We start from the raw sequence: 11,655 nt of genomic DNA on the forward strand, positions 1-11,655 counted from the left end.
GGGCGGGTGTTGACGGATGTCGAGTCAAAACAGCGGGTTGGCGTCTGACAGGTTTCAACACGGGCGGGTTTGTGGTTCAATAAAAATCTTTTTTGACCCAGGGACGGGAATTTATGGCCGACCGCAGACTGCAAGTATTCTACACCGTCGCCAAGCAGCTCAGTTTCACCAAAGCCGCGGATATTCTGTACATGACCCAACCGGCCGTGACCTTTCAGGTCAAGCAGCTGGAAGAGCATTTCAATACCCGACTGTTCGAGCGCAGTCACGGCAAGATTTCGATGACGCCCGCGGGCGATCTGGTGCTCGGCTATGCCGAACGCATCCTGGCGCTGACCGGCGAAATGGAAGCGCGCGTTGGCGAGCTGACCGGGCAGGTGACCGGCCCCTTGATGATCGGTGCGTCCACCACCATCGCCGAGTACCAGTTGCCGCGCATCCTGGGTGAATTCAAGGAGCGCTTCCCCCAGGTTCAGGCGCGGCTCACCGTGGCCAACTCTGAAACCGTGGCGGCGAAAGTGGCCGACCATTCGCTCGATGTCGGTTTGATCGAAGCGCCTTCGCACAATCCCAACCTGACCACGCTGGCCTGCTGCGAGGACGAGCTGGTGATGATCTGTGCGCCAGGTCATGCGCTGGCGTCGCATTCGAGCGTCAACGCGACCGATATCGCCGAGCAGCCCTATGTGTCGCGCGAGCACGGCTCGGGCACGCGCGAGGTGGTCGACGATTTCTTCAAGAACAACGGCGTCAACCCGGACGACCTGCATATCGAAATGGAGCTGGGCAGTCGTGAGGCCATCAAGGGCGCGGTCGAAGCCAATCTGGGCGTTGCCATCATGTCGGCCTCCACCGTCACCAAGGAAATCCAGCTCGGCACGCTGGTCGCGGTGCCGCTGAATCCGCGACTGACGCGTGAACTCTCGATGGTCTACGCGCCGGAAAAATTCCGCAGCAAGCTGCTCGACGCCTTCATCAGCTTTGTCGAAACCAAATTTCAGCAGTGCAATGTCGACATCGTTTCGATGAAGCGTCCGTTCAAGGGTCGCGGCCGCTGATGCGCGACAGCAAGCGCCTGGTATCCATTTTCAGGAGCTTGTCGGAATCGCGGCAGCAGGCCTTGCTCGACTACGCTGAGTTTCTGGCGGGCAAGGAGGGGGCCGACACCGCTGCTGCTCCGCCTGCCGAGCCCCTGCCGATTCCGCGGCCGGAGCAGGAAAATGTGGTCAAGGCAATTCAGCGCCTGATGCAGACCTATCCGATGCTGGAACGCAACCAGATTTTCCATGAAGCATCCGCACAGATGACGCGTCATCTGATCCACGGCGTGGCAGCGGCCGAAGCGATCGACGAACTGGAACGGATCTTTGCGCGCCAGTATCAGCAGCACCGCGAAGCGCAGCAGTCCGACCCGCAGTCGACTTGACTCAGTCCGGCAGGGCGCTGCCGCATTGCCAGCAGCTCAGGAAATTACCGGGATTCGTCTCGCCGCAGTGCGGACAGGCCTTTTCATCGCGCAGCGGCGCATCGCGCAATCCGGCCAGTGCCTCGCGAGCGCGCGTTTCTTGTGTATCGTCATCCACCCAGATCTCGGGCTGCGCCTGCATGAAGGGCACTTCGCCCAGCGCGCCGGCCACATTGGCGTTGAAGATGTGCGTGACGATGCCGAGGCTGGTCAGCGCATCGGCGGCCAGCTGGGCGTCAAGCAAGGTGGGGGCGATGTGGACCCGTTTCATGACGGGTGGGGCGCTTCAGTCGGTGCGGCGGACGCGCACGATCAGGTCGATGCCTTCAGTCACCATGCCGGCCGGCAGCGGCGGCAGGCCGGAAATCTGCACCTGGGTGGCATCGATGTCGGACAGCTTGCCGCTGTCGACTTCATACAGGTGGTGGTGCGGACTGGTATTGGGGTCGTAGAACACCTTGCTGGGGTCGACGATGACTTCGCGCACCAGGCCTTTTTCCAGGAACAGCTTGAGCGTGTTGTAGACCGTGGCCTTGGAGGTTTCGGAGTGGCGCGTGTTGACGATCGCCATCACCTGGTCGGCTGACAGATGCTCCTGCCGCGAAAACAGCGCGTGCGCGATCTCGATCCGCTGATGAGTCGGATTGATGTCGTGGCCGCGCAAAAGGCCGGCCATGTTATCGCGGGTGTAATGCATGCGTGTCATGATAATCATCAATCTGGACTTTGTCTAATTTCCGGAACAGGTATGAATTTACCTGGCGAATGCCCTGCCGGCCACGGTGGCACGCCAAAAAACGGTACAATCTTCGCCAGTCTTTTGGAAACGCAATCCTGTGGTTACGCTCACCCGCCTCGATAGCACGCAGCCTGACTTTCAGGCGCGTCTCACCCGCCTGTTGCAATTCGACGACGCGGCCGATGCCGCCATCGAGCAGACGGTGGCGGCCATCCTGCACGACGTGAAAACGCGCGGTGACGCCGCGGTGCTCGAATACACCGAGCGTTTCGACCGTCTGCCGGCAGCAACACTGGCCAGCCTGGAACTCGATGCGGCGCAACTGCAGGCCGCACTCGACCATTTGCCCACCGACACCCGCCAGGCGTTGGAAGCAGCGGCGGATCGCGTGCGTCGCTATCACCAAAAGCAGATTCAGGAATCGTGGACCTACACCGAGGACGATGGCACCGTGCTGGGGCAGCAGATCACCCCGCTCGACCGCGTTGGCCTCTACGTGCCGGGCGGCAAGGCCGCGTATCCGTCGTCGGTGCTGATGAACGCGATTCCGGCCAAGGTGGCGGGTGTCGGCGAACTCATCATGGTGGTGCCGACCCCCGGTGGCGAGCAGAATCAACTGGTGCTGGCCGCCGCCGCGATCGCCGGGGTGGACCGCGTGTTCACCATTGGCGGCGCGCAGGCAGTGGCGGCGCTGGCCTATGGCACCCAGACCGTGCCGCAGGTCGACAAGATCGTCGGCCCCGGCAACGCCTATGTGGCGGCGGCCAAGCGCCGCGTGTTCGGCACCGTCGGCATCGACATGATTGCGGGCCCGTCCGAGATCCTGGTGATCGCTGACGGCAACACGCCTGCGGAATGGGTGGCGATGGATTTGTTCTCGCAGGCCGAGCATGACGAAATGGCGCAGTCGATCCTGCTGTCGCCCGACGCCGCCTATCTCGATGCGGTGGCGGCCGCGATCGACAAGCTGATCGAAGAGATGCCGCGCAGCGAGGTGATCCGTACCTCGCTGACCAATCGCGGCGCGCTGATCAAGACACGCGACCTTGACGACGCGGCGGCGATTTCCAACACCATCGCGCCGGAGCACCTGGAACTGTCGGTGGCCGACCCCGATGCGCTGCTCCCCAAGCTGCGCCACGCCGGCGCGATCTTCATGGGAAAGAACACCTGCGAGGCGCTGGGCGACTACTGCGCCGGGCCCAACCACGTGCTACCGACTTCGCGCACTGCGCGCTTTTCGTCGCCGCTGGGGGTGTACGACTTCCAAAAGCGCAGCAGCCTGATCCACGTGTCGCAGGCCGGCGCGCAGACGCTGGGGAAAATCGCCGCCACGCTGGCTTACGGCGAAGGCTTGCAGGCGCACGCGCGCTCGGCCGAGTACCGTCTGACGCACAAATGAGCCGTCCGTCCCGATGAGCAAGTTCTGGAGCGCCGTGGTGCACGGCCTGACGCCCTATGTACCGGGCGAGCAGCCGAAGCTGGCCAATCTGGTCAAGCTCAACACCAATGAGAATCCCTACGGGCCGAGCCCGAAGGTGCTCGACGCCGTGCGCGCCGAGGCCGCCGACACGCTGCGCCTGTATCCCGATCCCGGTTCCGACCGGTTGCGCGCCGGCATCGCCGCCTATCACGGCGTGACGCCCGATCAGGTGTTCGTCGGCAACGGTTCCGACGAGGTGCTGGCGCATGCCTTCATGGCATTGCTGAAGCACGATCAGCCGATCCTGTTCCCCGACATCAGCTACAGCTTCTACCCGGTGTACTGCGGGCTGTACGAGATTGCCCACCGAACGATTCCGCTGACGGACGCGTTCGAGATCCGGATCGACGATTACCGCGTGCCCAACGGCGGGATCATCTTCCCCAATCCCAACGCGCCGACCGGGCGCCTGCTGGCGCTGGCGGAAATCGAGCGCCTGCTGGCTGGTAATCCCGATTCGGTGGTGGTGATCGACGAGGCCTATATCGACTTCGGCGGCGAATCGGCGGTGGGCCTGGCGGCGCGCTATCCGCAGCTGCTGGTGACGCGCACGCTGTCGAAGTCGCACGCACTGGCCGGCCTGCGCGTCGGCTACGCGATCGGCCAGGCGCACCTGATCGAGGCGCTCAACCGGGTCAAGGACAGCTTCAACTCCTATCCGCTCGACCGCTTTGCCCAGGCCGGCGCGCTGGCGTCGATCGAGGACCGCAGCTACTTCGAATCGATCTGCGCCAAAGTGGTGGCGACGCGCACCCGGCTGGTGGCCGACATGGAAGCGCTCGGCTTCGAGGTACTGCCGTCCGCGGCCAACTTCATCTTCGCTCGCCACCCGGCGCACGACGGCGCAGAACTGGCCGCTGCGCTGCGCGAACGCAGCATCATCGTGCGCCATTTCAGGAGCCCGGACCGTATCGCGCCGTTTTTGCGCATCACCATCGGCACCGATACGCAATGCGATGCACTGCTTGCCGCATTGAAAGCGCTGTGCTGAAAACCTGAGCGGCCTGCTAGAATCCCTTTACAGCCTTATTTCCCGACGCCATGCGTACCGCCCAAGTTACCCGCAACACCCTCGAGACCCAGATCACGGTCAGTCTCAATCTTGACGGCACCGGCAGCGCCAAGCTGGCCACCGGCGTGCCGTTTCTCGATCACATGCTCGACCAGATTGCCCGTCATGGGCTGATCGACCTCGACATCGAGGCGCGCGGCGATCTGCATATCGACGCCCACCACACGGTGGAAGACACCGGAATCACCTTCGGTCAGGCCTTCGCGCAGGCGCTCGGCGACAAGAAGGGCATCCGCCGCTACGGCCATGCCTACGTGCCGCTCGACGAGGCCTTGTCGCGCGTGGTGATCGACCTGTCGGGACGCCCGGGGCTGGAATACCACGTCGATTACACGCGTGCGCGCATCGGCGAGTTCGACGTCGATCTGTTCCTCGAATTCTTCCGCGGTTTCATCAACCATGCCGGGGTCACGCTGCACATCGACAACCTGCGCGGCATCAATGCGCACCACCAGGCCGAGACGATCTTCAAGGCCTTTGGCCGCGCGCTGCGGATGGCGGTGGAGCCGGATGCGCGGATGGGCGACGTGCTGCCCTCGACCAAGGGCGCGCTGTGAGCGCAGCTCAAGTTAAAAGCGGCTGCGCGGTGAGCCCATCGCAGCTCAAGGGAGCTGCGTTTTGAAGGCGGACATTGCCGTCATCGACTACGGCATGGGCAATCTGCGTTCGGTGTCCAAGGCCATCGAGCATGTCGCGCCGGCGGCCAGCGTGGTAGTCACCTCCGACCCCGCGGTGATCGCCGACGCCGGCCGCGTGGTGTTTCCGGGGCAGGGCGCGGCGCCCGACTGCCTGCGCGAAATTGACGCACGCGGCCTGCGCCAGGTGATCGTCGACGCCGCCCGCACCAAGCCCTTTCTGGGGATATGTATGGGCATGCAGGTGCTGTTCGAGCACAGCGAGGAAGGTGATACCGCTTGCCTCGGCATCCTGCCCGGCACGGTTCAGCATTTCCCGCACGAGGCGATGATCGACAATCAGGGCAGGAAATTGAAAGTGCCGCACATGGGCTGGAACAACGTCCATCAGGCGGCCCCGCATCCGCTGTGGGTGGGGATCGAGGAGGGCGCGCGTTTCTATTTCGTGCACAGCTATTTCGTGCAGCCGACCGCACCTGACGTGATCGCCGGCTTCTCGCACTATCCCTTTCCGTTCACCTGTGCGGTGGCCACGGGGAATATCTTCGCGGTCCAGTTTCATCCGGAAAAAAGTCAGAACGATGGGCTGACCTTGTTGGGCAATTTTGTAACCTGGAATCCGGGTGCGTCCGATACCGCCTGTGATATGTCCGGCGCTGCCTGCGCCTAATTTTTACCAGTACGACCCTGCTGATTAGCCATGTTAATTATTCCTGCGATCGACCTTAAAGACGGCCATTGCGTACGCCTGGAACAAGGCGAAATGGACAGTGCCACCGTATTTTCCGAGGACCCGGCAGCCACCGCGCGCCGTTGGAAGGAACTGGGTGCGCGCCGTCTGCATCTGGTCGACCTCAACGGCGCGTTTGCCGGCAAGCCGGTCAACGACGCGGCTATCCGCTCCATCGTCGATGCGGTGGGCGACGACATGCCGGTGCAGCTTGGCGGCGGCATCCGCGATCTGGCCACGATCGAGCGCTACCTCGACGACGGCGTGCGCTACGTCATCATCGGCACTGCGGCGGTGAAGAACCCCGGCTTCCTGCACGAGGCCTGCGATGCCTTCCCCGGCCACGTGATGGTCGGGCTCGACGCCAAGGACGGCAAGATCGCGGTCGAGGGCTGGTCCAAGATCACCGGTCACGACGTCATCGATCTCGCCAAGCGCTTCGAGGGCTATGGCGTCGAGGCGGTCATCTATACCGACATCGGCCGCGACGGCATGCTGAGCGGGGTGAACGTCGACGCGACGCAGCGCCTGGCGCAGGCGCTGTCGATCCCGGTCATTGCCAGCGGCGGCGTCACCAACCTCGACGACGTGCGTGCGCTCTCCACCGTCGCCAAGGACGGCATCATCGGCGCGATCACCGGTCGTGCGATCTACCAGGGCACGCTCGACTTTGCTGAAGCGCAAAAGCTTGCCGACGAACTGGCGGGTGGCGTGTTCGGCGTTTAACCCCCTCATGCTCGCAAAACGCATCATTCCCTGCCTCGACGTCACCCATGGCCGCGTGGTCAAGGGCGTCAACTTCGTCGAGCTGAAGGACGCCGGTGACCCGGTCGAAATCGCTCGCCGCTACAACGAGGCGGGCGCGGACGAACTGACCTTCCTCGACATCACGGCGTCAAGCGACGAGCGCGACCTGATCCTGCATATTATCGAAGCGGTGGCGGCGGAGGTCTTTATTCCGTTGACGGTGGGCGGCGGCGTGCGCGAGGTGGGCGATGTGCAGCGCCTGCTCAATGCCGGTGCTGACAAGGTCAGTATCAACACGTCGGCGGTATTGAATCCGCAACTGGTCAAAGACGCGTCCGACCGCTACGGTAGCCAGTGCATCGTCGTCGCCATCGATTCCAAGCGCGTGGGCGACCACTGGGAGGTCTTTACCCACGGCGGTCGCAAGGCGACCGGGCTGGATGCGATCGAGTGGGCGAAGAAGATGGAAAGCCTCGGCGCGGGAGAACTGCTGCTGACCTCGATGGACCGCGACGGCACCAAGAGCGGCTTCGACCTGGAGCTGACGCGCGCGATATCCGACGCGGTCGACATTCCCATCATCGCCAGCGGCGGCGTGGGCAATCTCCAGCATCTGGTCGACGGCGTCAAGGAAGGCCGCGCCGACGCGGTGCTGGCGGCGAGCATTTTCCACTTCGGCGAATACGGCATCGACGAAGCAAAGCGCTACATGAAGCAGCATGGCATTGAGGTCAGGCTGTGAGCGACTGGCTCGACGCCGTGAAATGGGACGCGAATGGCCTGGTGCCCGCGATCGCCCAGGATGCCGTCAGTGGCGAAATACTGATGGTGGCATGGATGAACCGCGAGGCATTGGGAGAGACCGCGCGCACCGGCCGCGGCGTGTATTTCTCCCGGTCGCGCAACAAACTCTGGCGTAAGGGCGAGGAATCCGGGCATGTGCAGACCGTCAGCGAAATTCGGCTGGACTGCGACAACGACGTGGTGCTGCTGAAAATTGAACAGGTGGGCGGCATTGCCTGTCATACAGGCCGGCGATCATGCTTTTTCCAGAAGCTGGCCAAGGATGATCAAGGCGGCGATCACTGGATCACGACCGCCCCGGTGCTGAAGAACCCTGACGAGATCTATCAGAAATGAGCGACATTCTCGACCGCCTCGCCGAAACGCTGGAAGCACGCAAGCAGGCGTCGCCCGACAGTTCATATGTGGCAAAGCTCTATGCCAGGGGTACCGATGCCATCCTGAAGAAGATCGGCGAGGAAGCGACCGAGGTGGTACTGGCGGCCAAGGACGACCAGCCCGAAAAGATCATCTACGAAGTCGCCGATTTGTGGTTTCATACCCTGGTATTGCTGGTGCACAAGGGACTGAAACCGGCCGACGTGTTGAACGAGTTGGCGCGACGCGAAGGATTGTCTGGTTTGGTCGAGAAAGCGAATCGCCATGAGTGAGTGCATTTTCTGCAAAATCGTCGCCGGCGAGATCCCCAGCGGCAAGGTCTACGAAGACGACGAGGTGCTGGCGTTTCACGATATTCATCCGTTTGCGCGGGTGCATTTCCTGATCATTCCGAAAGTGCACATTGCGACCCTGGCCGATTGCACGCCGGCGCACGAGGGCCTGCTCGGCAGGATGCTGCTGCTGGCGCCGCGTCTGGCGAAGGAACAGGGACTGGACGCCGGCTTCAAGACGCTGATCAACACCGGGCGCGGCGGCGGTCAGGAAGTGTTCCATATTCACGTTCACGTATTTGGCGGCGGCGATCCCGTTCCGCGCACTTAATTTAAAGGAGAAATAGCATGGGCGCTTTTAGCATCTGGCATTGGCTGATCGTTCTGGTCGTGGTGCTGCTGATTTTCGGCACCAAGAAACTGCGCAACATCGGCGGCGATCTGGGCGGCGCAGTCAAGGGCTTCAAGGACGGCATGAAGGACGATTCTCCGAAGATCGGCGAAAAAACCGATCAGGACGGCCGCACCATCGACGCCGAGGTCAAGGACAAACAGAATTCCTGAGATTAGGGGTTAGGAGCTAGGATTTAGGGGTTAGGGAGGGGCGCGCTGCGCGCGGCTTCCTTCCCAGGTCCCCAGCCCTAAATCCTAGCCCCTAGCTCCTAGCCCCTAGCCCCTAAAATGTTCGACATCGGCTTTACCGAACTCATGGTCATCGGCGTCGTGGCGCTGATCGTCATCGGCCCCGAACGCCTGCCCAAGGTCGCGCGCACGGCGGGGCACCTGTACGGCCGCATGCAGCGCTACGTGTCGACGGTGAAAGCGGACATCAGCAACGAAATCCAACTCGATGAGTTGCGCAAGGCCGGCCAGAGCTTCAGGGAATCGGTCGAGTCGGTGGAAGCCGATGTCCAGCAGCAGGCGACCGTGGTCGACGAGTACCTGCGCGACGAGGTGAACAACGTCGACAAGGTGGTGAAGGCGATGGGCACGACCGAGGGCGAGCGCCCCGTCACCCAGTCCGCGCTGCAGCGGCTGGAGGCCGAACAGATGCCGCAGCAAAGCCTGCCGCTCGACGAGCCTGACCAGAATGCGGCCACCGCCCCGCCGGCAGCGGTCGTGGAAACAGCGCACGGCGACGCTGCCGGAAAAACCCCATGAGTTCACCGGAAGATTCCTTCATCTCGCATCTGATCGAAATGCGGGACCGCCTGCTGCGCGCGGTGATCGCGGTGGTGGTGCTGTTCGTGCTGCTGTTCCCGTGGGCGCAGGACCTCTATGCGCTGCTGGCCAAGCCGATGCTGGAATCCCTGCCGCAGGGCGGCCAGATGATCGCCACCGAGGTCACCACGCCGTTCTTCGTGCCGATCAAGGTCACGATGATGACCGCCTTCCTGCTGGCGCTGCCATGGGTGTTCTACCAGGCCTGGGCCTTCATCGCCCCCGGCCTCTACCAGCACGAAAAACGCCTCGGCGTGCCGCTGGTGATCACCAGCGTGATCCTGTTTCTGCTCGGCATGGCGTTCGCCTATTTCCTGGTGTTCCCGGTGGTGTTCGGCTTTATCGTCGGCGTCGCGCCCGAAGGCGTGGCGGTGATGACCGACATCGGCAAGTACCTCGACTTCGTGATGACCCTGTTCCTGGCGTTCGGCATCACCTTCGAGGTCCCGGTCGCGGTGGTGCTGCTGGTGAAGATGGGCATGGTGTCGATTGCCAAGCTGCGCGAGATCCGGCCCTACGTCGTCGTCGGCGCGTTCGTCATTGGCGCGATCTTCACCCCACCCGACGTGATTTCGCAGTTCATGCTCGCCATCCCGATGTGGATTCTGTACGAGTTGGGCATCATCGTCGCGTCGATGATCACCAAACCCAAGCCCGATACCGAAGCCGAGCCCGATTACGCGCCGATGTCGGAATCCGACATGGACGCCGAACTGGATCGCATCGAATCCGACCCGTCCGACGCGAAGCCACACGACGTCAAGTAATGCACCCGTGTGGTGCGTTCTGCACCGATGTGGTGCCTTCCACCGCGTTGTGCTGAAGTCCTTCCCATATAAATCAAGCGCTTAAGCGGCAGGAATGCCGCTTGCTTTAAACAGCCGGCATTCAATCGGGAGCCGGCAAATGGAAGCGCTGAAATCAGGCAGTGACGTATTGTTCGTGTTGTTGGGCGGGATCATGGTGCTGGCAATGCACGCCGGGTTTGCCTTTCTCGAACTGGGTACGGTACGCAAGAAGAACCAGGTCAACGCACTGGTCAAGATCCTCACTGACTTTTCCGTATCGACCATTGCCTATTTCTTCATCGGATATAGCGTCGCCTACGGCGTCAGCTTCTTCTCCAGTGCCGAGGTGCTGTCGGCAAAAAATGGCTACGACCTGGTCAAGTTCTTTTTCCTGCTGACCTTCGCGGCGGCGATCCCGGCGATCGTGTCGGGCGGCATTGCCGAGCGCGCCCGCTTCAACCCGCAACTGGCGGCAACGTTTGCGCTGGTGGGGCTGGTGTACCCGTTTTACGAGGGCATCGTCTGGAATGGCAACTACGGCTTACAGGATTGGCTGGAAGCCAGTTTCGGCGCGCGTTTCCACGACTTTGCCGGCTCGGTGGTGGTGCATGCGATGGGCGGCTGGATCGCGCTGCCTGCGGTGCTGCTGCTGGGTGCGCGGCGTGGCCGCTACACCAAGGACGGTATGGTCTCGGCGCACCCGCCGTCCAATATTCCGTTCCTGGCGCTGGGCGCATGGATCCTGACGGTGGGCTGGTTCGGCTTCAATGTGATGTCGGCGCAGCTGATCGAGGCGGTCTCGGGCCTGGTCGCGGTCAACTCGCTGATGGCGATGGTGGGTGGCACGCTCGCCGCGCTGGTGATCGGCCGCAACGACCCCGGCTTCATCCACAACGGCCCGCTGGCCGGACTGGTGGCCGTTTGCGCGGGGTCCGACCTGATGCATCCGATCGGCGCGCTTGCCACTGGCGTGATTGCCGGTGGGCTGTTCGTGTGGATGTTCATGGTGACGCAGAACCGCTGGAAGATCGATGATGTGCTCGGTGTGTGGCCGCTGCATGGTCTGTGCGGCGCCTGGGGCGGCATCGCCGCCGGCATTTTTGGCAGCCAGGCGCTCGGCGGTATGGGTGGCGTCAGCCTGGCGGCGCAGATCGTGGGCACGCTGGGCGGGGTGGCGGTGGCCGTCGTCGGCAGCCTGGTGGTGTACGGGCTGCTGAAGCAGGTCACCCGCCTGCGTCTGGATCCGGAAGCGGAATTCACCGGCGCCGACCTCAGCATTCACCGGGTGTCGGCCACCGCCGAGCACGAAACCAACTGGTAA

At 62.8% G+C, this 11,655-nt stretch carries 17 protein-coding genes; 15 read left to right on the forward strand and 2 right to left on the reverse strand.

Going from position 1 to position 11,655, the window contains the following annotated elements; all coding sequences use genetic code 11:
• Positions 1-113: 113 nt before the first annotated feature.
• Both Q8R61_RS03490 and Q8R61_RS03495 read left to right on the forward strand, forming a co-directional pair.
• Complete coding sequence (locus Q8R61_RS03490; protein ID WP_305534255.1) at positions 114-1,058, forward strand: LysR family transcriptional regulator; 945 nt, start codon at positions 114-116, stop codon at positions 1,056-1,058.
• Positions 1,058-1,426 (forward strand): hypothetical protein, encoded by a 369-nt coding sequence (locus Q8R61_RS03495; RefSeq protein WP_305534257.1) that lies wholly within the window; start codon positions 1,058-1,060, stop codon positions 1,424-1,426. Before Q8R61_RS03490 ends, Q8R61_RS03495 begins: the two co-directional genes overlap by 1 nt.
• A gap of 1 nt (position 1,427) precedes the next feature.
• On the opposite strand, the gene Q8R61_RS03500 is transcribed toward Q8R61_RS03495, so the two are convergent.
• Together Q8R61_RS03500 and Q8R61_RS03505 are read right to left on the reverse strand one after the other, a co-directional pair.
• Entirely contained in the window at positions 1,428-1,736 is a 309-nt protein-coding gene (locus Q8R61_RS03500) for a putative signal transducing protein (RefSeq protein WP_305534259.1), read from the reverse strand.
• 15 nt (positions 1,737-1,751) lie between these two features.
• Entirely contained in the window at positions 1,752-2,162 is a 411-nt protein-coding gene (locus tag Q8R61_RS03505; RefSeq protein WP_305534344.1) for a Fur family transcriptional regulator, read from the reverse strand.
• Positions 2,163-2,301: 139 nt separating this feature from the next.
• On the opposite strand from Q8R61_RS03505, the gene hisD reads away from it, so the two are divergent.
• From hisD to Q8R61_RS03570, 13 genes are all read left to right on the forward strand, one after another.
• A complete protein-coding gene (hisD, locus tag Q8R61_RS03510) occupies positions 2,302-3,606 on the forward strand; it encodes a histidinol dehydrogenase (protein WP_305534261.1) in 1,305 nt (434 codons plus the stop codon).
• Positions 3,607-3,619: 13 nt separating this feature from the next.
• A complete protein-coding gene (gene hisC, locus Q8R61_RS03515) occupies positions 3,620-4,678 on the forward strand; it encodes a histidinol-phosphate transaminase (RefSeq protein ID WP_305534268.1) in 1,059 nt (352 codons plus the stop codon).
• A 50-nt stretch (positions 4,679-4,728) separates the two neighbouring features.
• On the forward strand, positions 4,729-5,316 hold the full coding sequence (hisB, locus tag Q8R61_RS03520) for an imidazoleglycerol-phosphate dehydratase HisB (protein WP_305534270.1): 588 nt from the start codon (positions 4,729-4,731) through the stop codon (positions 5,314-5,316).
• 61 nt (positions 5,317-5,377) lie between these two features.
• On the forward strand, positions 5,378-6,064 hold the full coding sequence (gene hisH / locus Q8R61_RS03525; RefSeq protein ID WP_305534272.1) for an imidazole glycerol phosphate synthase subunit HisH: 687 nt from the start codon (positions 5,378-5,380) through the stop codon (positions 6,062-6,064).
• Between the two features lie 30 nt (positions 6,065-6,094).
• Positions 6,095-6,850 (forward strand): 1-(5-phosphoribosyl)-5-[(5-phosphoribosylamino)methylideneamino]imidazole-4-carboxamide isomerase, encoded by a 756-nt coding sequence (hisA, locus tag Q8R61_RS03530; protein ID WP_305534274.1) that lies wholly within the window; start codon positions 6,095-6,097, stop codon positions 6,848-6,850.
• A 7-nt stretch (positions 6,851-6,857) separates the two neighbouring features.
• Positions 6,858-7,613: an imidazole glycerol phosphate synthase subunit HisF gene (gene hisF / locus Q8R61_RS03535; protein ID WP_305534276.1), complete on the forward strand. Its 756-nt coding sequence runs from the start codon at positions 6,858-6,860 to the stop codon at positions 7,611-7,613.
• The gene (gene hisI, locus Q8R61_RS03540) at positions 7,610-8,011 is read left to right on the forward strand and encodes a phosphoribosyl-AMP cyclohydrolase (protein WP_305534278.1); all 402 of its coding nucleotides are present in this window, start codon (positions 7,610-7,612) and stop codon (positions 8,009-8,011) included. The genes hisF and hisI overlap by 4 nt, the downstream gene beginning before the upstream one ends.
• Positions 8,008-8,325, forward strand: coding sequence for a phosphoribosyl-ATP diphosphatase (locus Q8R61_RS03545; protein ID WP_305534280.1), 318 nt, complete (start codon positions 8,008-8,010; stop codon positions 8,323-8,325). Before hisI ends, Q8R61_RS03545 begins: the two co-directional genes overlap by 4 nt.
• Positions 8,318-8,656: a histidine triad nucleotide-binding protein gene (locus Q8R61_RS03550; RefSeq protein ID WP_305534283.1), complete on the forward strand. Its 339-nt coding sequence runs from the start codon at positions 8,318-8,320 to the stop codon at positions 8,654-8,656. Before Q8R61_RS03545 ends, Q8R61_RS03550 begins: the two co-directional genes overlap by 8 nt.
• Before the next feature lie 17 nt (positions 8,657-8,673).
• Positions 8,674-8,889 carry a Sec-independent protein translocase subunit TatA gene (tatA, locus tag Q8R61_RS03555; RefSeq protein ID WP_305534285.1) on the forward strand — a complete coding sequence of 72 codons (216 nt, stop codon included), beginning with the start codon at positions 8,674-8,676 and terminating at the stop codon, positions 8,887-8,889.
• Positions 8,890-9,006: 117 nt separating this feature from the next.
• On the forward strand, positions 9,007-9,486 hold the full coding sequence (gene tatB, locus Q8R61_RS03560; protein WP_305534287.1) for a Sec-independent protein translocase protein TatB: 480 nt from the start codon (positions 9,007-9,009) through the stop codon (positions 9,484-9,486).
• Positions 9,483-10,313, forward strand: a complete 831-nt coding sequence (gene tatC, locus Q8R61_RS03565; protein ID WP_305534289.1) for a twin-arginine translocase subunit TatC — start codon at positions 9,483-9,485, stop codon at positions 10,311-10,313. Before tatB ends, tatC begins: the two co-directional genes overlap by 4 nt.
• A gap of 139 nt (positions 10,314-10,452) precedes the next feature.
• Positions 10,453-11,655 (forward strand): ammonium transporter, encoded by a 1,203-nt coding sequence (locus Q8R61_RS03570; protein ID WP_305534291.1) that lies wholly within the window; start codon positions 10,453-10,455, stop codon positions 11,653-11,655.

This window comes from Thiobacillus sp. (genome assembly GCF_030696885.1).
Taxonomy (GTDB): Bacteria; Pseudomonadota; Gammaproteobacteria; order Burkholderiales; family Thiobacillaceae; genus Thiobacillus.

Bases quoted from the DNA above. Each gene is read 5' to 3' on its own strand.
- Q8R61_RS03570 (WP_305534291.1), top strand. From the start codon at position 10,453: ATGGAAGCGCTGAAATCAGGCAGTGACGTATTGTTCGTGTTGTTGGGC.
- Q8R61_RS03490 (WP_305534255.1), top strand. From the start codon at position 114: ATGGCCGACCGCAGACTGCAAGTATTCTACACCGTCGCCAAGCAGCTC.
- hisB (WP_305534270.1), top strand. From the start codon at position 4,729: ATGCGTACCGCCCAAGTTACCCGCAACACCCTCGAGACCCAGATCACG.
- hisC (WP_305534268.1), top strand. From the start codon at position 3,620: ATGAGCAAGTTCTGGAGCGCCGTGGTGCACGGCCTGACGCCCTATGTA.
- tatA (WP_305534285.1), top strand. From the start codon at position 8,674: ATGGGCGCTTTTAGCATCTGGCATTGGCTGATCGTTCTGGTCGTGGTG.
- Q8R61_RS03500 (WP_305534259.1), bottom strand. From the start codon at position 1,736: ATGAAACGGGTCCACATCGCCCCCACCTTGCTTGACGCCCAGCTGGCC.
- tatB (WP_305534287.1), top strand. From the start codon at position 9,007: ATGTTCGACATCGGCTTTACCGAACTCATGGTCATCGGCGTCGTGGCG.
- tatC (WP_305534289.1), top strand. From the start codon at position 9,483: ATGAGTTCACCGGAAGATTCCTTCATCTCGCATCTGATCGAAATGCGG.
- Q8R61_RS03545 (WP_305534280.1), top strand. From the start codon at position 8,008: ATGAGCGACATTCTCGACCGCCTCGCCGAAACGCTGGAAGCACGCAAG.
- Q8R61_RS03495 (WP_305534257.1), top strand. From the start codon at position 1,058: ATGCGCGACAGCAAGCGCCTGGTATCCATTTTCAGGAGCTTGTCGGAA.
- hisF (WP_305534276.1), top strand. From the start codon at position 6,858: ATGCTCGCAAAACGCATCATTCCCTGCCTCGACGTCACCCATGGCCGC.
- Q8R61_RS03550 (WP_305534283.1), top strand. From the start codon at position 8,318: ATGAGTGAGTGCATTTTCTGCAAAATCGTCGCCGGCGAGATCCCCAGC.
- Q8R61_RS03505 (WP_305534344.1), bottom strand. From the start codon at position 2,162: ATGCATTACACCCGCGATAACATGGCCGGCCTTTTGCGCGGCCACGAC.
- hisA (WP_305534274.1), top strand. From the start codon at position 6,095: ATGTTAATTATTCCTGCGATCGACCTTAAAGACGGCCATTGCGTACGC.